Here is a 19,510-nt window from a genome sequence, read left to right as displayed (position 1 = left end):
GTCTTTTTTTTACCACTAGCCTACTGCTCCCGTTTCTTAATTTCATAGTAAAACTGAAATGTTATGAAACGGATACTTCTATCTATTTTCGCGCAAATCGCTATGACCATTACATTACTTGCCCAAAATAAGGACAAGACATTAATTCTTGTTCATGGAGCCTGGTCATCGGGCCACTGTTGGTATAAGGTCACGCCTCTTCTGGAATCAAAGGGATACAAGGTCCTGACAATCGATTTACCCGGGTATGGCCAGGATACAACCTCACCCAAAAAAATCCAACTCGATGACTACGTTGCCAAGGTAACTGAGACAGCTGCGGCCGTCCACGGGACGGTAGTTCTGGTAGGGCACTCGTTAGGAGGCGCAATCATATCTCAGGCGAGCGAGGTACTGGGGCCGGAAAAAGTTGAAAAACTCATTTTTCTGGATGCATTCCTGCTTAAAAACGGCGAATCGATTTTCATGCAGGTGGAAAAGATCAATGCTTCCTACACCGACCCTGAAAAATTAAAACAAAAACATATTGCCAGAGATATCCTGACTTTTTCTCAGGATGGTGAAAGTGCGACCGTCAAGCCGGATCGAATGGTTGAAGTCTTCTGCCACGACTGCCCCGCTGAGGATCGTCCATATCTAACCAATAAAACCCTCTGGCAGCCCGTCGCTCCGCTTGCCACTCCAATCACGGTATCTGACGAGAGGTATGGTGTGATTCCGAAATATTATATTCATTGCACACTATCCAGAGACCTTGACCGCGATAGTATATTGGATAACGTTCGTTGCAACAAGATTTTTACACTTCCCAGTAGCCATTCCCCGTTTTATTCGATGCCCGAAAAATTAGCGGACATTATAACGGAAATTTACTAGACAGCGCTTTCGAAAAAGCCCCCCGGGATGGACTGAATTGGCTTTTGCACCTACCTACAGAGTCCCCAATCTGATCTCGGCCCGTCGAGAAATTGGCAGCCCACATACTCGTCCCGTGCTGAACCCTGGTTTGGGATCATTAATCCGTTATCCTATTTTACTTATGGCCACATTATCACTAACCATCAACCAGAAGGACTATGATATAGATGTCGATCCGGAAGTGCCACTATGGTGGGTAATCCGGGATTTCCTCGGCCTGACAAGGCAATAACGTGCTTAGGATCCAGAGGTTACCAGGCAACAGTATCAGACAGGATAAAATTTGCGTGAGTGGCAGCGGAGGCGGCAGCCTGTTTACGATTTCAATATTGCACCAACGTCGGACCAGCCGGTGTATGATGTAAATAAACTAAAGACGACGACGCTCAAGGCTAACTGCACCGGTGGGGATTCAAAATGTCCGCATCCATTGCTGAATTATTATATTATTCAACCCTAGTTTCCTTCGAAGTAGAATATTATCGATGAACGGGATCAGCATCTACATTTCAAACATTTGCGAAGCGGCAATAGTGTAAATTGTAAGCAAACGCGAGTCATATCATCTATCTTACAGGTTGCTAAGTTTCAACCTGGCAATTCCTGGGCGATAAGTTTTTCCGATCGGGATGGTAGCCGAGCCACATACAACCTCGGCATGCCTGAGCTCGCGAATTTGCCTGAGCGCAACTACGTAACTTCTGTGGACACGAATGAACTGATCAGGCGGAAGCTGTTCCATAAAGCAGGATAATGGGGAAAGCGTCATAAAATGTTTGCCAGGGGTCACTATTTTGGTATAATCCTGCATGGCTTCCAGATAAACGATGTCATTTACAGGCAGTCTGACCTGATTGTAGCCTTCTTTGATAGTCAGTGTCTGCTGTTCGAACAGCACTTCATATGCCAGCGATTTTTGTTTCATTTTCCAAAAATCCTGAATACGGGCGACGGCCGAAGCAAACCGTTCCTCCATAATGGGTTTAAGAAGGTAATCCAGCGCAGAAAGCTCAAATCCTTCGATGGCAAAATCGGGATGAGCCGTGATGAACACGGCCATCGGAATCATCGTCCGAAATTTTCGGAGCAGTTCGATACCGGAGAATACAGGCATCTCAATGTCCAGGAATATAAGATCAGGCTTGATATACTGCAGGGCCTCATACGCTTCGATAGGATTGGTGAATGTGCCGCAGTTTTGAAGAAGCGGATACGCCCGGGCCATCTCTTCCAGAAATAACAAATCGAGCGGATTATCGTCGATCGCAATAAAGCGGATACGTGATCCAGTAGACGTCATGAAAAAGGGAAGTGAATTTTACACTCAATATATACAAAAATATTGCAGTACATCGTCGGATGTTTGCAGGATCGACTTGACAATCTGCTATTTAATACCGTTGTTCCGGGACATTTGCGTTTAAACCCTGCTATTTGTCAGCGACTATGAAAAAATGTATACTGGCGCTTCTGCTGTGTACCCAATTAGCTAACGGTCAGTCGTTACCTGACCTGTCCCGTTACAAAACCTCAACGGAGAAGCTACAACGGCTGGCAGAGCTCTGCGACTCGCTTTACTTTTCACAAAACATCGATGAAGAGAAACGGCTTGCCACTTATGGACTTAGCATTGCGCCCCCGGCGGACAACTATAATCTGGCACGGTTTAATTTTTTCCTGGGGGTTGTTCATGAAAATGCCTCATCACTGGATAGTTCGGAGTTTTACTATGTCAGGTCAAAAAAGCATGCATACGCGTCGAAAAACCCGAAGAGGATAACCAATGTACTGGCCAGGTTACTGATACTGTATGCGAACCACCTTGGCTCGACTGCCAAGAGCGCGACGGTACTCGGGGAGGCTTTAGATTTCATCGATTCGACTAAAAGCGAGTCGCATAAAGTGGGTTTGTTCGCTTCCGTGGCTGCCTATTACAATATGCTGGGGCAATATGAAACCCAGGTGTCGTATCTGCTTAAAGGGATTGAAGCCAAAAAGGCGATGATCGTGTCGGGTGCTATTACCGATCGTGAGGCGGTGGTGATCGACCTGGTGAATTTGGGAGAACTTTACCTGGAACAGAAGAAGAGCGAGAAGGCCATACAATATTTCAAAGAGGCACGGCCGTACATTGAAACGACGATCGACTACATTAATTATTACTACAAAAGAATGGCCGAAGCATATCTGATGCAAGGCGCGTACGGCCCATCCAAAGTCTATTTCGACAGTTTGCTGACACTTTCGGCGAAATATCCGAAGGAAGCGTCGGTGCAAGCGAATGTTGCAACGACAATGCTCGCTTATGCGGGACATTATCTGGAGAGAAAGCGCCCGGAGCTCGCATACTCCTTCGTCAACAAGGCCGGCAGGATCGATTCGAAGTTTCTGACCGGGCTGGATAAAGCGCATCTGGATTTAATGACGGGCCGGGTTCTGATGGAACGAGGGGAATATGTCCGGGCGCTTAGCCATCTGGAATCGGTCGGTAAGTTCGGCTATGGGATAGGCCCACAGGCCTACGTCTCGGTATTGGAAACACTGGCACGGTGCTATTCAAAGCTTCATCGTTGGCAGGACGCCTACCTGACACTCGAAAAATATGTGCCGCTCCGCGATTCACTTTATACAGAATCATCGAAAAAGAGCATCGCTGATGCCGAAGCACAATATCAGAACAGGGCGAAACAAGCGCAGATCGAAGAGCAACAATCAGAATTGTCGTTTGCAAGGGCACAGCGGATGTGGTTGATCGCCGCCGCTGCCATGGGCCTGTTCATCGCTTTGCTGTTGTTTGTCATTTATCGCAACAAACAAAAGGCGACGGTCAAGCTCGATGCCAAGAACCGGGAACTGGAAGAAGCCAACAGGACCAAAGCCAAAATGTTCAGTATCCTTAGCCATGATTTGCGGTCGCCCATCAGCCAGGTTTACCAGTTTCTCAAATTGCAGCAAGTCAATCCGCTGCTGTTCAGTGAATCCCAAAGGCAGGATCTTAGCAACAAAGTGCAAACCGCGACGATATCGTTGCTGGAAACAATGGAAGAGCTGCTAATGTGGTCGAAAACGCAAATGAATACATTCCATGTCAGGATTGAACAGGTGGAAGTACGGCCGCTTCTTGCCGGCACGCTTGGGTTGCTCGAACTGCATAGCGAAGCTAACCAAACGAAAATTACCAATGATGTGCCTGACGATTTCCGGATTCGGACCGACGGCTATTTCTTACAAACCATTTTGAGAAACCTGCTTCAGAACGCGATCAAATCCGCGGGCAAAAAGGGGACAGTAGACATTGGTATAGACGCCGGGGCGGACCAAAAGAGCGTCTACATTGAAAATACAGGGACGCCTTTTACCCAGGCCGACTTTGAAGCGCTGCTTTCCGATGATATGGCGCCAGGCTTGCATGGCCTGGGCTTGCGACTGGTCGATGACCTTGCCCGGAAACTCGGCGCGACCATTACTTTTTCCAGCCGGGAACACCGTACCAGGGCTGTCATCCGCTTTCCGGGTTGACGTTGGACGATTTTCACGTGCCATTCATCGATAAATTCCCCATACCCGTTTCATCTGCATTTAATTTCGGATAGAACCAAAAACGAAATAGCAATGAAACGATCAGTGACCAGAATATTTGGGCTAATTGCCATCGCGGGTACTTGCCTGCTGCTTTGTACCATCGCTTCCTGTGGTAAAAGCGGGGTTGAGGCGGCCGAGAGTGAACAAACGGACGGATCGGGTACTTTCAGGATTGATGGGGTCGAGTACCGGGGAACGAGTTCGGTGCAGACTTTTATCAATGGAAATTACTCGATTGTTTGCGAACAGGATGCCCCATACAAGTTGATTCAAATTACCTTTCACAATCAGGCGGAAGCCGAAAAAGGCGGATCATTCAAGGCCGCAGAATATGAAATGGATATTCCGTCCGGGAAGGCCAACATCGGTATCGACGGTCTGACTTTTGATCCGGAAGGTGACTACACTATTAACGTTTCCGCCAAAAAGATAACGCTGGGCGCTTTGAAACTAAAGCAGACAGGCGCATCCGACCGGACTGTTAGCATTCAGAGTGCAACTGTCAGTTTCTAAGCTCATCGAATATTGTTCCCTTCGTCGATTATTGCTATCCGTTCAGCGATTATGCCTGCCCGCGGTTGGCGATAACGATAGTTTCGGAATATTAATCAAATCTCGGAACGGACATGAAAAAAATGGCTTTTGAGAGGGCAATTCACGTCAAAATACTGGCCATACTCGTCTTGCAAATCCTTTGCCTGCCCTGCCGGGGGCAATTTAAAGTAGAGGCGGGGGCTATTGTCAAGACTGCTTCCGGTGCGCGTATCAATCTGTACAATATGGATATGGTTGTGAATGGAATTGTCGATCAGGTCCCTGGGGCAGGAACGTATATTTTTTCCGGAAACGACAATAACACATTCAAGGGAACCAGCATACCTACGCTGGATAAGGTTATCCTATCCAAACCTGCCGGAAGTAAAGTGGTCATGAATCAAAATCTTCTGATAGGCTCTCTTCTGAATTTTGTGTCAGGCAGTCTGGACCTGAATAACAGCTTGCTGCAGGTGAAGCCCAGCGGATTGATTACTGGCGAGTCCGACGCCGGTGGTATTGTGAGCTCGGGTAACGGCTACGTGTACACAACGACCTCATTGAATGCACCTGCCTCGGCTAATCCTGGCAATCTCGGGGCGGTGATTTCGTCTGCGGCCAATCTGGGCGTAACCACCGTCCGGCGTCGGCATGTGCCGCAGGCTGTCTCCCCGGCAAATACCGGGATAAGCCGATACTATGAAATTTATCCGTCCAACAACACCGGCCTCGATGCCACTCTGCGGTTTTACTACTCCGACAGCGAACTCAACGGGCTAAGCGAAAATGTATTGACGTTATGGAGAAACGGAGGTAGCTGGGAAGACCTGGGATATACATCCAGAGATACGGCAGAAAATTACGTCGAAAAGAGGGGGATATCAGCTTTTTCCACCTGGACCCTGGCAAAGTCGTCCAATCCGCTGCCGGTTTCCCTGGCAAGCTTTCAAATTGTTAAAACAGGCTCCGAAGGGATCTCGCTCCGGTGGGAGACGACATTCGAGTCGCATACGCGGGAGTTTCTGGTTGAACGTAGTATGAGTCCTGCCAACGGCTTTGCGCTGATCGGCCGTGTGGCAAGCGCAAACAACCAATCCGGTGCCGCATATGACTACACCGATCTAACGGCCGGGCCTGGTCAGAAGTATTACTATCGCCTTAAAATGGTTGATACGGATGACACTTTTGCATTCAGTCGAATCATCTCGGCCGAAATTTCCGGCTCGCCGCGCTTCACTATTTATCCTAATCCTGCGACTTCCACTGCCAGGCTTTTCAATCAGGAGGGGATCAGCAGCCTTGGCGTGCTGAATGCGGCTGGAAACAGGGTTGCCCATTTCACCTATACCACCCTGACGACCGCTACAACCCTGCATCTTGAAACCTTGCCGTCCGGAGCTTATTTCTTACAAGTTACCGATCGGCGCGGTTTACAAAAGATCATTAAGCTGGTAGTGGCACATTGAATCAAAATTTTCACTTTAATGAACCGAGCTCATGAAAACCTCCCTGCTTTTTTTATTGATAACAGTCAGCTGCCTTACGGCATCGGACCTGACCGCGCAAAGCGTGGGTATCAGCAATGATGGTTCCAATCCCGATCCCAGTGCTATGCTGGATGTGAAGAGCGACAGCAAGGGCCTGTTGATTCCCCGAATGACGACTGCCAAAAGAACCGCTATAAGTGCTCCCGCGGATGGCCTTATGGTGTATGATACGGACACGAAAAGTATGTGGTATTTCAAACTCAATACATGGACCGAAGTCGGCGGGCTGGCATTGCCTTATAACAAAAATGTGAGTGTCAATGGAAATGCGCTCGCACTGACCAATGGATACGCTGGCGGCAATGCCATTGTGGGGCAGGCTTTTGACGGAGCTGGGATTTCAGGGTATTCCCAAAGCGGCGCCGGGGGGATATTCAGCAGCCAGAGCGGACCAGGCATCCGTACCGTGGGCAGCGGGGCGGAAATCAATGGGAAAATAAAAATTGCGGATGGTACTCAGGCCTCCGACAGGGTTTTGACCAGCGACGCCAGCGGGGTTGCAAGCTGGAAGCCGCTCCCTACCGCCAAAACAGCAATGACGTCCCTGTTCGACACCGCCCCGGAAACATATGTCGTACTCACTGAGAACAACCACAATTTGCTTCCGTTCGTGGCGCATCCGACAAGGCCCGAATATGGAAATTACGGATATGACGGCGGAACGAATTTCAACGATGCCACGCACGAATATGTCGTCCCGGCCGACGGGCTTTACCGGACCAGTTTCAAACTGTATTTCAGGCCCACATCGCAGTCCACGACATTTACTTATCCGTCTTCTTACTACGTATCCGTGTCAAAGGTCACCCCCTATGAAAGCCCTAATCAGGACGATTATCTGCTCCGGTCGTGGGGCTACGAGTATAATACGGGAGATACCTATCCAGCTATGCTCTCGGGGGAGGCCAGCACTTTTTTTGCGGCGGGGACAAAGCTTAAGTTGCTGCTCTTCTATTCGATCAACGGGACCTCTGAGGATTCTCAATTGCAACTCTATGGCGGGCGTTATTCGTTTTTTTCGGTTGAACGGGTTGAATAAACCTCGACACAGTTTAATAATCAACATCATCCCAAACGTCTGAAAAGTAACGAAGCCTGAGTCTGCTAACTCTGTTCTCCAATCTCCAATAAATGGTGTCGCCCGATCAGGCTTCGGATCTTTCGAGCATGCAGTTAACAAATAATACACATGCAAAAAGGAAAACAATTAATTGTTTTATGGAATGGTGTATTTTGTGGTAGTGTCCGAAGGGTTTGACTACCTATCTGAAACTTAAAAATCCAACTCCGATTTGTCAAAGATCCAGAAATCAACGATCCCGTAATATTGTGGTGTGGTAAAATTGAAATCCCATTTCTTCTTACCCGTCTTAGCATCCAAACAGAAAAGTCTTTTCCCGGAAATACTTGTGAAGATTCGGCCGTTTTTGATAGTCAGACGAGACGGATACTCCCATATCCCGTCTCCAACCCACGCCCGCCATTTAAGTTGACCAGTCTCGGCATCCAGGGCATATATTCTTCCTTCACGCGCCGGGAAAATGACCATGCCTCCCCAAAATCGCCCTTCGCCTATAAAGTCCTGTCGATCGGTCCTGAATTCCCATTTTTGGGCGCCTGTCTTTTTGTCTACACCATAGATCATTCCCCTATCGGTTCCGTAATACACACCATTATCCCCCGCCACGAAAGAACCGTAGGAGGCTGGTCCACCATTCTCGCCGCGGAACTCCCATTTGACTTCCTTAGATATTTCATCTATTGCGATCAAAGTTTCGGAATTTTTTATGCTAAAAAAATACCCGCCGGAAATCATATGCGGTGAATCCGAGCTGTACTTCTGTATTTCCTTACCTGTTTGTACATCTAAAAAATAGCATTCATGGCTAAATGGAGCATCCACCTGTATTTTGCCATTGATCAGGGACGGATAAACCATATCTTCAATCAGGATCACCCATTTGATCTTTTCCGCCGTCAAATCATAGGCATAAATGGCTTTCGAATGGTTATACTCAACCGCATCGGTGCGTTTTGAATGGAATAATGCAATATCTCCTGCAATGCCAATAAGTTCGCTTTGCTCTGAGGGTGTACAGCAAACGTGGACGAAATTGGGCCTTAACAGTGTATTTTTAGCCCAAATCGCTTTCCCGTTGAACCCATCCAGAATAAACAGGTTTTTCATTGTATCTGGCATTGCGTAGAGCGCCGTAGTATCATTTGGGTTGTTGAGCCTGTAACGATCGCCGGCTTCCATGTAAAGCTTTCTGTTCCCCACTCCGAACTTCCCGACCTTGTTGATTTCCCATTTAATAGTTCCCGTTCGCCCATCCAGGGCCAAAGTCTTGTTGTTTAATGTCGCTATGACCATACTCTCCATTGGGTCTTCATTAGGAGACACGTCACTCTTTTTCTTATCGCAGCCGTATAGAATGACTACCGACATCGTGATTAAAAACGTCGAAATTTTATAGATACTAGGCATATTAGCTTACTTGTTGGTTTTTAGATGACTTAGTTTGTTTATTAATGAAACACCGAATTGATAAGGCCGATATTGCCAGTCTAACCCACTAATGCGCTGTCTATTGAGACCGTATTCGATAAACGGCCCGATTGAAATAACCATCCGGTCGCCGATTTTAATTGGTCTACTCAGTGCTGCATTTACGGATAGAAAATGTTGTGATTCCTTATGAAGCGTTGTCTGGTACTGAATGCCGGTAGTTGCTTCATAATCTCTGAAAAAACCTGTTTTAAAGTGGGTAACCTTATTTATCCCTATCCCCACAGTATGAATTGCTTCATCATACGTTTGTGCCATACCTTTGCGTTGAACCTGGTAGCCATTCTTGCCATCAGGCCGGATATCAAATTCCTCCGTACCTAATTCATAATAAATCCAGTTCCGGCGGTAAGTGTATCCTGCAAGTATCTGAATATCATTTTTCTCAATTCCGGCAGCGATTCTCACCGCCTTGGATTTGCCCGACCAAATAGGAGCAAAGCGAAAATTTTGATATAAACCCTGGCTTGGGCGAGCGTCAAGCGTCAGAAAAGTTTGAGACGAATTCGCCAGAAAGATCCATTTAATATCGCCTTGCGCATGAGTGTTCCCTTGAAATCCCATATCTGCAACCACAGACACAGAAGGGAGTTTTAGCAAAACTGGATAAGGTTTGATAGCAACTGGATGTAACGATGCGACTTCCGGTATAGCAGGCTCTCTTATAATTTCATCGGATTGAGCAGGACTTTCCGGCTTATCTGGTACCAGGGGCTGTTCAATCGCCTCTGCTTCGATAAGATCAGGCCCAAGTTCCCGTGAATTACCTTGGTGGACATCGGACTGAGGATGTTTCGGGTATACAACATGTTTTTGATTTGCTTCGGACCGGAGCGTTGCATGTGAACTACTATCAGGTAATGCGTTGCGTTCCGCGCTTTCAATTATCCCCGTTTGCTTCATCGGAGAAACACTCGCTTGCTTATCGAGCTGCTGCGCGGAAGGTCTGAGCACTGCCCGATACTTTCTGGAAATTGATCCTCCAACAACCCAGGCTATCAGCAAAACCACTCCCAGCAAATACCAAACAGCCGTATTTTTATTAGGATGCAGACGGTCATAAATACTATCGTAGAGCTGAGGTTTGACTTCCGCTCCTTCTTTGTCAAACCGCGACTGAAGTCCCCTTCGAAGGATGTCATCAAGATTTTCTTCCGAGTCTGTCATGTTCGATAATTCCTTGTTCTTCCAATTTTCTTAATAAGAGGTTGCGTCCACGAACCGTTTGGGATTTGGAGGTGCCTGGACTAATCGAAAGCATTTCGCCGATTTCCTCGTGTGTATAACCATCGATATGATGCAAGTTAATCACGGTGCGATAGCCGTTGGGCAGACCTCTGATTATCTCCAATAGTTTTTGCATATCAATATCCGATAGGATTCTTTTGTAGTCCTCCGATTCCAACGAAATCTCAATACTTTCCATCGGTGCCAGCATGAGTTGTTGCTTAGTAGTACGTTTATAGTAGTCAATGGCCGTCCGGACGACGATCATTTTTATCCAACCGTCGACCGCTGATATATTTCTTAATTCTCCTATATTCTTGAAAACTTTCACAAACGCGTCCTGAAAAATCTCATCACCCTCCATTGACGTCCTGGCGTACCGTTGACAAATGCTCATCATTCGCTTTTTGTACATTTCATAAAGCATACTTTGTGCACTGGCTTCCGATTTCTGACAGCCTATGACCAACTCCTCGATAGATTGATATCTTTTCTTTTTTCTAAAAAGCATTCAGTTTGCTTCGTTTCGCCGTAATGTGAAGGGGTAAGTCCATTACGACAGATTGATAGAAGAATTTGGTGATGTTCAAGCCGGTATCTACTGCCTAAAAAGCGCCGTAAAATAGGTTTCGACCAGATTGCCGTCCTTGTCAAAATACAGATTTACTTCTTGCCTGCTTAACATGACCTGGGCCGGTGTAAGGTCCACCCGATACCCCCCGAATGGCCCGTCTTCAAAGCGCAAACCGTAGCGATAAACCATCGGCGCGTAGGCGGTATTATTTTTGATATAGTCTCGAATCTTTTTAGGGAATTCGTCAAGTTCGTTATAGTACTCAATGTTGCCCATCATGGAAAAAAATACTTTACCTGTATCGTCGATGAGCATGTCATTATAGGAAAGAGAAGTCGATTGCCCGCCCACTGCGAATACGGATGGAATACCGTTTCGCACATAGACCTTCGCACCACCAGGCTGAAAATACCGCGGTTTGAGCAGACTTTGTATTTTATCGGGGAGTTCTTCGTAGGAAGAATAGTAGGTCAGTTCTGTTTCCGGGAACATGTAAATAGCCTTATCAAAGCTCGACCAATCATCCACTGAATTGACCCAACGAATGGTGAAGTTCTGATTGTTCCAACGGTATTCTGCACAAAACTGCTGAGGATATCCAGGCGAGGAATCATCTTCCCTAAAATTTGTATACGTGCCGCCTTGAATCAATTGGCTGTCCGTAATCCGACGAAGTGTTTCCGGAACCTGCTCATCTAATAGTTTGGCATGCGCCAGGCGCTGAGTCCTGTTTAATACGGAAATGAACTGGGACTCATCTTGCTTGAAATTCACCTTCCAGACTTTATCACGGATAAACGTCCTGGCCACCAGTTCGGTCGCACGAGGGAAGAGGTTGTAAACATTTGAGGCCACCTCTTGTGGGATTTCCTCTGATGGAGGATCAGGTTGGGGCTCTTTTACCGAATTACATCCGCTAAAAAGCACTGCTATTAAGAAATAGCAGGTAGAGACATGTCTGTTAATCATTTCATATAAAGCCTAAATTCAAAAAAGATAGGTGACGATTTATTAACAAGACTGCTTGCAGAGGTTATGCGGTAGCATGTATATGTAATTTCTTTTGGAATTGGTTAATCCGCGCCTCAAAGTTCCATTATAATAACCAAGGCACAGCCGATTAATACAACAAACTCAAAATAACACTTTGGTTGCACTAAAATTGTATAATTTGGGTATTTGCTTTTGGCGGATTCAGAACTCAATTTAAATGGATTTGTTTCATTTTTTGCGTTGTAACTTGTTGTAAATCTGGCAAATAAAGCCAATCTCTTTTTAGCCGAGGGGTTCGAACTTCAAATCCGTCAAACACCAGATTTTCAGGAAAGATCGAACCCATGTAAGTGTCCTGAAAAGGCAGACAGTTTGAAATTAGAGATCAAACCTGAATTTTGAATTGATGAAAAAGACGTGATTCACAGAGACGCAGCGGGGTGGCCCGTGCCATCGTTTCGATCCTCAAGCAACAGGAAGCAGGTATCCCAACCAAGGAAATTTAAGTAACGAGCGGTCAATAGTCAACCCTCGAAAATAGTACTCAAAATTTTGTCACTCTTCTTCTGAATTGAGTCGGCGACATCCCGGTAAATTGTTTGAACTGCCGTGTAAAGTAGGAAGTAGATTGGAAATTGAGCTCGAAAGCAATGCTCGAAATATCCTTGCTGATGTCCTGAAGAAGGATTTGGCTATGCAATATGCTCAGCTCGCCGATCCACTGCTTGGGCGGTTTGCCGGTTGTTTCCTTAATGCATTTACAAAGATAATTCTCGGAAATAGAGAGCTTGTTGGCATAAAACAATACCTTCTTCTCCGTCTGATGGTATCGCTGGACAAGGTCTTTGAATTGGAGCGTGATATAGAAAGTCCTTTTGATGGACGCCTCTTCCAGCGATTGATCGGGGCGCATTTTCATTAATGCAGCTTTCAATAACAACCCGCTTATTTCTATGCTGTCGTTAGAGCCTAGTTCCAGTTCGAGCAGCCGGAGCAAATGCGACATCCAGTTCTCGGTCGGCTTGGACAGCATGGCGTAGGGCGATGTTTTAAAGAAATGGTAGTCGGTGCTTTTGTCGAGGAATATGTTTTCCAGCAGCTCGTTTTCAAATACGATAAAAAACCCTTCAGTATCTTCCGAAATTTCGAGCGTGCGGGTAATGCTTCCTTGTTTGACCAGAAGCACGGAGCCCGGACAATCTCATATTCAGATATTTCCAGCTGCTGCTTGATCCTTCCGTTGGTCACGAAAATGATAAAATTGAAAGTGGTACGGTATGGAAGGACCGGGATCAATATATTCCGGAGGTAGTTTTCGATCCGGTACAGTTGCAGTTTGGAATTGTTGAAATAGATCTTTTCCGACAACCCTGGTAGGAACAAACTTTTGTACTCAAAGTTTGACAACATCTTGATCGTATCGCTCATAGCTCCGCAGAAAATATTCCGGCCCCATATGTCACCTTTTTTACACACAATAAAGCACAGAATATCAAGACAATACCCTAACAAAACCACCTTTTTTAGTTCAAAAGAGCCAAGGTACGTCATGTTCCTATGTACTGCCTGATCCGTAATATTGACCCGACGAATATTTCACCATGCAAATAACTGCTACATTCTCCTGTTTTTTGCCACTGCTTGTTGGCCGATCGCTCACAAAGGAGTATAGTACAATTAACGTTTTTTATTTTTTCTTATCTACCAGCAAGTGCTTCCGTGCCGGATCCTGTTTGATATTAGCAATTTCATTTTCTATGATTTCGCGCACATCATCCTTAATCTGCTCGAAAACCTTTTTGATAATCGCTGCATTCACCTGTCTGACGACTGGGATTGGCTTATAGGCCGCTGCCTCTGCTGCTAAGGCCTGATGATTGTTCATGATACGATTATAAAATGCTTTAAGGTCAATGCACTGATCGGGATTGTCGGCGACTAAACCGACAAATTCCCCTGAGCTCATTGATGAAATCTTAGATGCGGGAATAGCAAGATCCAACTGTATCGATTTGCTGATCGAAGTATCGGAGCGGTTCAGTGAAAGTGCCGTGCGATCCTGCTGAATTTTCCCGAAACGCTCGGAAAGATGCTTTGCAGTGTCACCCAAGACCTGGCCACTGATCACATTGCCCGTAATATTCACAATAAGGTCAAATATACCGGCTTTGGTGAAGAAGCTCAGGCTCAACTGCGCGAACAGCTCATGAAAGCCCAAAATGAGTTCAGCATTAAACGGGTCACTTCATACGGCAAGGACGAGCTGGCTGTGTCGCTGAATTTCAAAAAATCAACCAATTCAGATATGTATTTTTTTAACAGCTACCGAGCCGAACTTCAAAAGCCCGGCTCGGAGACTAGAGTCGGCCAGACGTTTTACATTAACAATGAAGGAAGGAACATCACCCAAAAGGAGGCGTATAACCTGCTGAATAGCAGATCGGTCAATAAAGACCTAGCAAATAAAGACGGGCAGCTGCACAACGCATGGCTAAAGCTCGACTTTAAGGAAACAACCTCCAACGGCAATTTCAAAGTTCGCCAATTCAGCCCCCAGTATGGCTTTGAACTTGAAAAAGCACTAGAAAAGCACCCGATTAAGGAGCTTTCAGACCCGCAGGAAAGGGTCAGGCTGTTGGAATCCTTGGAACGCGGGAATCGCCAGGTTGTAACTTTCGCCGGCGACGGTGACCAAAAACGGTTCATCGAAGCAAATCCCCAGTTCAAATCTATTACCGTCTACGACGAGAATCAAAAAAGAATCCGTCAGTCAGGCGCTGACGAGACGCAAAAAAGTATAGAGCAGACAGAGAAAAAGAACCATCAGCAGGGAAACAAGGAATTGTCGGGTGAGGAAGAGAAAAGTGAAGGTAACAGCAAGAAACGCAGCGTTAAGGTATGATCAATTCTGATTCGCAAAATTCCGCACTCGAATTCCTAACTTCTTTCTTTAGGCGGATACAAAAAGACCCTAAAATCGGCCCGTCGCACATTGCGCTTTACCTGACGATATGGAAGGAAGCGATTTCATCGAAAAACCCCGGTCACCTTGCGATTTATAGCCGGCCACTGATGAAAGGAGCAAAAATTAACAGCAGCTCGACATATTCCAGGATTCTCAAGGACCTGTGTAACGGCGGCTACATTCGTTTTGAACCTTCGTACTTTCACAACCAACCTAGTAAGTACCGATTAGTCCCGCCATAACAGGGTCGAATTTGATCTGACAAACATGGCGTGCAAATGTTCGTTACATTTGGGAGAGCTCTCGACTTTTTCATCTGGTCAGCTCGAGAAGACTTTTCCATTTATTTCATCAAGGCTCAATGTTCAAAAACTTGAAGCCTGTTACCATTAAGTGCTGATGACTTGTTAATATCACATCATCTACAATATGCATCAGTTTTTGCTTAGAAGGGAAGGATTTGTCCGAGGCAACCGAGATCTCCAAATTTTGGGGAGTTATCCTAAGGAGAATACTTTTTATGATATATCGGCAACCTCTTGCTGCAAGAGGTTGCATTTCTGTTACTTGAAATCGCCCTATCAATCTAATTACGATTCACCACGATTTTCTGTGAAAATGATGAGCCGTCCCTCCGAATTACTCGCACAACATAATTGCCTGGCTGCAAGTGCGAAACGTCGATTTGCGAGGTGGGTGCCGAACCTGAATCATATATGCTTGCAGCTTTTTCGTTGATAATCTGGATGCTTTTCACATGCCGAAAATCGGCGAGCTTCAAATTTAGAATTTGGGCGGTGGGATTCGGATACATTACTACTTCTGGCATTGTTTCGAATTTCACCGTGGCGATAGCGCTGTATCCATAGGTTTCATCATAGTCGATCATTTTCAGACGATACAGATTTACTCGCTGCAATGAAGGGGAGTTATGTTTGAAATCGTAATGCATAATCACCGAACTTGTCGCAGCAGCCTTTACACTGCCGATGGTATTCCAGGACTTACCGTCTAAACTATGCTCGATTTCAAACCGGTCACTGCCAGTTTCAGATGTTGTCTCCCAATAAAGTAGTGCGGTTGTTCCCTCATTTTCTCCACTGAATTTACTTAGTGTAACGGGAAGGCGATCTTCGTCCGTAGTCTTTACAATCCAGAAATCCTCGCTGCCAAAAGCTTGCTCCGTTTTGTCGGCACCAATTCCGGAGACGGAAACTCCCCCCAGGACGAAACCATTATCCGACGTTCGCCGAAAGCACCTGATAGACTCATATTCAGTCCCTCCGAAAGTCGTATCCCAAATTTTGTTCCCATTGGCATCTAGTTTAACAAGCCAAAAATCACCTCCACCTTTTGAGACCGCGGTTTTGTCACCATCGACGGGTGGGCCGACATCCGCTGCGCTGATGTAGCTTCCATCCGTCATCTGCAATATATACACGAATCCTCCACTCGCGGAAGAGCTCAGATCTTTATTCCACTGAATATTTCCGTCCGACGCCAGTTTGACAATCCAATAGCCCGTCATTCCTTTTTTGTCATCCGTCTTGTCTCCACCTGGTCCCGACCATGTAGTGCCTGATAGAATAGCGCCGCCGTCAGAAGTGACTTCCATAGAATAAAGATAATCGCTGGATAACCCACCTATCGTTTTATCCCATTCGATATCACCATTTGCATTCAGCTTAATAATCCAATAATCCTCCTCGCCCTTCAAGGCGCTTGTTTTGTTTCCACTAATCCCCGACCACGTCCAGCCGGCAACCACATACCCGCCATCCGGGGTTGGACTTACTTTTTTAAATACGTCCATATTGTTGCCCCCAATCGTTTTTTCCCATTGGACTGAACCATTCGCATCAACCTTTACAATCCACATGTCGTCGTAGCCGTACGCGGGACTTTCTTTGTCACCACCACTGCCCGAGAATGTCACACCCCCAACTATCGCACCGCCATCGGCGGTAGGTTCGCAATTGGTTACTCCTTCTATTCCCGGTCCGCCTATTGTTTTGTCCCATAGTTTGGTGCCATCCGCACCGAGTTTAACTAACCAGAAATCATATTCACCTTTTGAATTTTCGGTTTTGTCCCCTCCGGTGTTAGCGGCGGAACTGCCGGCTAACAAATAGCCACCGTCAGACATTTGAAGGATAGAGCCAACGGATTCTGCACCCGACCCCAGTCTCCTTTCCCATTGCTTGGTGCCGTTTGCGGACAGTTTAACAACATAAATATCCTGAAACGTTACTGGTGGCGTATAAGAAATGACCGACCAGGAGTGCCCGGTCATTATGTAGCCACCATCAGCTGTTTGCCGGATATCTTTCATGTTGTCGGAAGCAGTGCCGCCCAACGATCTATCCCATATTTTGAGGGGTTGAGCTTGTAAGGCGACGCATAGAAATGCACCTGCAAACAAGAACGCCGACTTCAAAAAACGATCTATAAAATGCATAACATGTGCGCCCTTCGAGAGCTTTTGTGGGAAAGTAGAATGTACCTTTTTTATTCTTAAATTGGCTTTACCAAATCTGGCAATGGCCTATCTGCGGCAATAGGCGCCGGCTTCACAGTCAAGGACGGACCCAATTCGATCAGTGCCTCCTGCACATCCTTGAAAGCGTAGTAACTGCAAGTCTCTGCAAGGGTGGCGATGAAGGCAAGTACCGTCAGAAAGATCGAGAACCATGCTACCAATTTCAGGACAGCAAATTTCTCGATATTCTTAGAAACCAATCCTGTATTTCTAGATAAAGCACATATTACCAGCCAGTTACTTGATCCAAACAGGAAATTTGTTAAATGTATCGGATCTAATTACGGGCAATCTACTTGAAATTAAAAGTATTGGGGAAATGCACGAGATATTGGAAAGAACCTAAGATTATATTAAGATCCTGCGTTCGCACCTTTCAATGGAAGAGAGTAGGCTACAAATCGAAGAAGAAGTAAGCCACGTACTCGTCCGGCGCTATCATGATGTTACCATTGGCACAAGGTATTACGGTGTAAGGCTGGTTGTACTTTGAATTATGTGCCAGTGAATATCCTTGTTTGTGAAGCACTATCATGCAAATAGTATCAACAAAGCGATTCACCAAAATAAAAATCTTCGAATTTCTATAAGTTATCTTATGTTAAATAAAAGCTCATTGCCAACAATATCGTTAAGGGTACGAAGAACTCATAGAAAGAAAAAACTGCATTAAGAAAGATGAAAATATTGGACTATGCGAGATGCAACATCTCTCCGGTTTAAACCTATGTCCTTTAAAAGATGAAAAACTATTAAAACATGTAATTTCCTAGTTAATTGATACAGTTCTAGTCCTGTAAAAGCCAGATGCCTTTTACTCCTATTATAATGCGTATAATGATTTCGGTTATTTTTAGCACTTGAAATAAAAGATTCGGTATCTCCAAAAGCATCATATAATTGGGTGCCTCTAGTTTGATGTACTAAGTCATGAAGGCGGTCGTGAAGTGTAAGCGCATTATAACGGTTAAATTGCTCTTTTAGCCAATTTAAATACTGTGGCAATTGTTGCTTAGATAATGCTAAAACTTTACGTCTCATTCTTAGAAACTCCTTACTATGTTTTATTTTATTTTGTTGTTGCATTACAGCATGATAAGCTTCTAAAATTTGCGCATAATTTAAAAAAATAGTTGGATTACTCTCGTGCTTCCACTGATATTGCTTAAAAAACAAGTTCATTGATGATTCGTTTTTCTCGAAAAGAATGAACCACTTGGAAATCAATTTCTCAAATTTTCGATTGACCGTGTCTAGTTTAAAAAACATCCTATGAGGGTTTACAACTTTCCGAATGTCGGTTCCTACTGGCCTCGGAATAAGTAAGCGGAACGGAACTCGTCGCATTCTTTCTCCTTGTGCGAAAGTTTCTATATGAATATTACTGTAAAGTGTGATTCGAGTAGCATAAGTAGTATCATCTAATCCTAACATGAGGAAATTGCTAAAAACCGTCAAGGTGTCTAAAATCTTGTCCAGAGATAACAGAATCTTAGTTTCAAGTGCTACCTGAGTAGATTGGCTGAGATTTACATTTAATTGACTATTACCGAACTTGATACCACTAACACCGAAAAGAATAACTCCGCTTAATGATCCATTAATTTTAAAGGGTATGTTCTTCGGGAGTGCGTAGTTTACCTTAAAGTTGGTGGAGTAATTCGTGGATTTTACCTTGAAACCCGTCTTTCCAACCCACTCTTTTAGACCATACAGCTCCGCATTTATTCTTGAAAATTGAAAATCTTTCTCGTTATGTAAATGGCCTCCCTCAATGATATATTGAACATGATAGTAATACACCGCTCCACGTCCAAAGTCATGCCGAGAGCATACACACTTATAAAGGGTCACAGGTCCCTCAGACGTATTTCCAAGGAAAATATCGATTTCTTGCTTCAGAATCGGGTTGTTAATTTGATCGATACGTAACACTAGGATGCTTCCATTATCAGGGTCAAAAGTTAGCGATCCTTGGAATCTTGGTACTTTCTCTAAAACTTGTGAATCATGTGGGACAAACCAAGTTCCTTCAAAATTCTTAGTGTCATTCATAGTAGAA

Annotated in this window: 15 protein-coding genes; 6 read left to right on the top strand and 9 right to left on the bottom strand. The window is 45.3% G+C overall.

Features of this window, described 5'->3' with window-relative positions; translation table 11 throughout:
• Positions 1–63 precede the first annotated feature (63 nt).
• Positions 64–876 carry an alpha/beta fold hydrolase gene (locus AC2YIT_RS30750; RefSeq protein WP_487281735.1) on the top strand — a complete coding sequence of 271 codons (813 nt, stop codon included), beginning with the start codon at positions 64–66 and terminating at the stop codon, positions 874–876.
• A gap of 613 nt (positions 877–1,489) precedes the next feature.
• On the opposite strand, the gene AC2YIT_RS30745 is transcribed toward AC2YIT_RS30750, so the two are convergent.
• Positions 1,490–2,218: a LytR/AlgR family response regulator transcription factor gene (locus tag AC2YIT_RS30745; protein WP_487281734.1), complete on the bottom strand. Its 729-nt coding sequence runs from the start codon at positions 2,216–2,218 to the stop codon at positions 1,490–1,492.
• 146 nt (positions 2,219–2,364) lie between these two features.
• Between AC2YIT_RS30745 and AC2YIT_RS30740 the strand changes: the two genes are divergently transcribed.
• The 4 genes from AC2YIT_RS30740 (at position 2,365) to AC2YIT_RS30725 (ending at position 7,620) form a co-directional block, all read left to right on the top strand.
• Positions 2,365–4,437 carry a tetratricopeptide repeat-containing sensor histidine kinase gene (locus tag AC2YIT_RS30740; protein WP_487281733.1) on the top strand — a complete coding sequence of 691 codons (2,073 nt, stop codon included), beginning with the start codon at positions 2,365–2,367 and terminating at the stop codon, positions 4,435–4,437.
• Between the two features lie 93 nt (positions 4,438–4,530).
• Positions 4,531–5,013 carry a hypothetical protein gene (locus AC2YIT_RS30735; RefSeq protein ID WP_430851666.1) on the top strand — a complete coding sequence of 161 codons (483 nt, stop codon included), beginning with the start codon at positions 4,531–4,533 and terminating at the stop codon, positions 5,011–5,013.
• Positions 5,014–5,126: 113 nt separating this feature from the next.
• Complete coding sequence (locus AC2YIT_RS30730; protein WP_430851664.1) at positions 5,127–6,500, top strand: T9SS type A sorting domain-containing protein; 1,374 nt, start codon at positions 5,127–5,129, stop codon at positions 6,498–6,500.
• 31 nt (positions 6,501–6,531) lie between these two features.
• Positions 6,532–7,620 (top strand): hypothetical protein, encoded by a 1,089-nt coding sequence (locus AC2YIT_RS30725; RefSeq protein ID WP_487281732.1) that lies wholly within the window; start codon positions 6,532–6,534, stop codon positions 7,618–7,620.
• Positions 7,621–7,854: 234 nt separating this feature from the next.
• On the opposite strand, the gene AC2YIT_RS30720 is transcribed toward AC2YIT_RS30725, so the two are convergent.
• The 6 genes from AC2YIT_RS30720 to AC2YIT_RS30695 form a co-directional block, all read right to left on the bottom strand.
• The gene (locus tag AC2YIT_RS30720) at positions 7,855–9,069 is read right to left on the bottom strand and encodes an outer membrane protein assembly factor BamB family protein (protein ID WP_430851660.1); all 1,215 of its coding nucleotides are present in this window, start codon (positions 9,067–9,069) and stop codon (positions 7,855–7,857) included.
• Positions 9,070–9,075: 6 nt separating this feature from the next.
• A complete protein-coding gene (locus AC2YIT_RS30715; protein ID WP_487281731.1) occupies positions 9,076–10,317 on the bottom strand; it encodes a hypothetical protein in 1,242 nt (413 codons plus the stop codon).
• Complete coding sequence (locus tag AC2YIT_RS30710; protein WP_487281730.1) at positions 10,292–10,888, bottom strand: RNA polymerase sigma factor; 597 nt, start codon at positions 10,886–10,888, stop codon at positions 10,292–10,294. The genes AC2YIT_RS30715 and AC2YIT_RS30710 overlap by 26 nt, the downstream gene beginning before the upstream one ends.
• Positions 10,889–10,975: 87 nt before the next feature.
• Positions 10,976–11,920 carry a hypothetical protein gene (locus AC2YIT_RS30705; RefSeq protein WP_430851654.1) on the bottom strand — a complete coding sequence of 315 codons (945 nt, stop codon included), beginning with the start codon at positions 11,918–11,920 and terminating at the stop codon, positions 10,976–10,978.
• A 568-nt stretch (positions 11,921–12,488) separates the two neighbouring features.
• Complete coding sequence (locus AC2YIT_RS30700) at positions 12,489–13,130, bottom strand: helix-turn-helix domain-containing protein (protein ID WP_487281729.1); 642 nt, start codon at positions 13,128–13,130, stop codon at positions 12,489–12,491.
• Between the two features lie 501 nt (positions 13,131–13,631).
• A complete protein-coding gene (locus AC2YIT_RS30695; RefSeq protein ID WP_487281728.1) occupies positions 13,632–14,162 on the bottom strand; it encodes a hypothetical protein in 531 nt (176 codons plus the stop codon).
• Here AC2YIT_RS30695 and AC2YIT_RS30690 point away from each other — a divergent pair.
• Positions 14,151–14,846, top strand: a complete 696-nt coding sequence (locus AC2YIT_RS30690; RefSeq protein ID WP_487281727.1) for a hypothetical protein — start codon at positions 14,151–14,153, stop codon at positions 14,844–14,846. The two genes, AC2YIT_RS30695 and AC2YIT_RS30690, sit on opposite strands and share 12 nt — an antisense overlap.
• 649 nt (positions 14,847–15,495) lie before the next feature.
• Here the strand turns inward: AC2YIT_RS30690 and AC2YIT_RS30685 are convergent.
• The gene (locus AC2YIT_RS30685) at positions 15,496–17,241 is read right to left on the bottom strand and encodes a T9SS type A sorting domain-containing protein (protein WP_487281726.1); all 1,746 of its coding nucleotides are present in this window, start codon (positions 17,239–17,241) and stop codon (positions 15,496–15,498) included.
• An 876-nt stretch (positions 17,242–18,117) separates the two neighbouring features.
• Positions 18,118–19,503, bottom strand: coding sequence for an ApeA N-terminal domain 1-containing protein (locus AC2YIT_RS30680; RefSeq protein WP_487281725.1), 1,386 nt, complete (start codon positions 19,501–19,503; stop codon positions 18,118–18,120).
• Positions 19,504–19,510 lie beyond the last annotated feature (7 nt).

The sequence above is a fragment of the Dyadobacter sp. SRI_021 genome (genome assembly GCF_057586235.1).
Note: the sequence above shows the minus strand (reverse complement) of the source record. Positions and strands in the feature narration are given on the sequence as shown.

Bases quoted from the DNA above. Each gene is read 5' to 3' on its own strand.
- AC2YIT_RS30750 (WP_487281735.1), top strand. From the start codon at position 64: ATGAAACGGATACTTCTATCTATTTTCGCGCAAATCGCTATGACCATT.
- AC2YIT_RS30745 (WP_487281734.1), bottom strand. From the start codon at position 2,218: ATGACGTCTACTGGATCACGTATCCGCTTTATTGCGATCGACGATAAT.
- AC2YIT_RS30740 (WP_487281733.1), top strand. From the start codon at position 2,365: ATGAAAAAATGTATACTGGCGCTTCTGCTGTGTACCCAATTAGCTAAC.
- AC2YIT_RS30735 (WP_430851666.1), top strand. From the start codon at position 4,531: ATGAAACGATCAGTGACCAGAATATTTGGGCTAATTGCCATCGCGGGT.
- AC2YIT_RS30730 (WP_430851664.1), top strand. From the start codon at position 5,127: ATGAAAAAAATGGCTTTTGAGAGGGCAATTCACGTCAAAATACTGGCC.
- AC2YIT_RS30725 (WP_487281732.1), top strand. From the start codon at position 6,532: ATGAAAACCTCCCTGCTTTTTTTATTGATAACAGTCAGCTGCCTTACG.
- AC2YIT_RS30720 (WP_430851660.1), bottom strand. From the start codon at position 9,069: ATGCCTAGTATCTATAAAATTTCGACGTTTTTAATCACGATGTCGGTA.
- AC2YIT_RS30715 (WP_487281731.1), bottom strand. From the start codon at position 10,317: ATGACAGACTCGGAAGAAAATCTTGATGACATCCTTCGAAGGGGACTT.
- AC2YIT_RS30710 (WP_487281730.1), bottom strand. From the start codon at position 10,888: ATGCTTTTTAGAAAAAAGAAAAGATATCAATCTATCGAGGAGTTGGTC.
- AC2YIT_RS30705 (WP_430851654.1), bottom strand. From the start codon at position 11,920: ATGATTAACAGACATGTCTCTACCTGCTATTTCTTAATAGCAGTGCTT.
- AC2YIT_RS30690 (WP_487281727.1), top strand. From the start codon at position 14,151: ATGAAAGCCCAAAATGAGTTCAGCATTAAACGGGTCACTTCATACGGC.
- AC2YIT_RS30685 (WP_487281726.1), bottom strand. From the start codon at position 17,241: ATGAAAGATATCCGGCAAACAGCTGATGGTGGCTACATAATGACCGGG.
- AC2YIT_RS30680 (WP_487281725.1), bottom strand. From the start codon at position 19,503: ATGAATGACACTAAGAATTTTGAAGGAACTTGGTTTGTCCCACATGAT.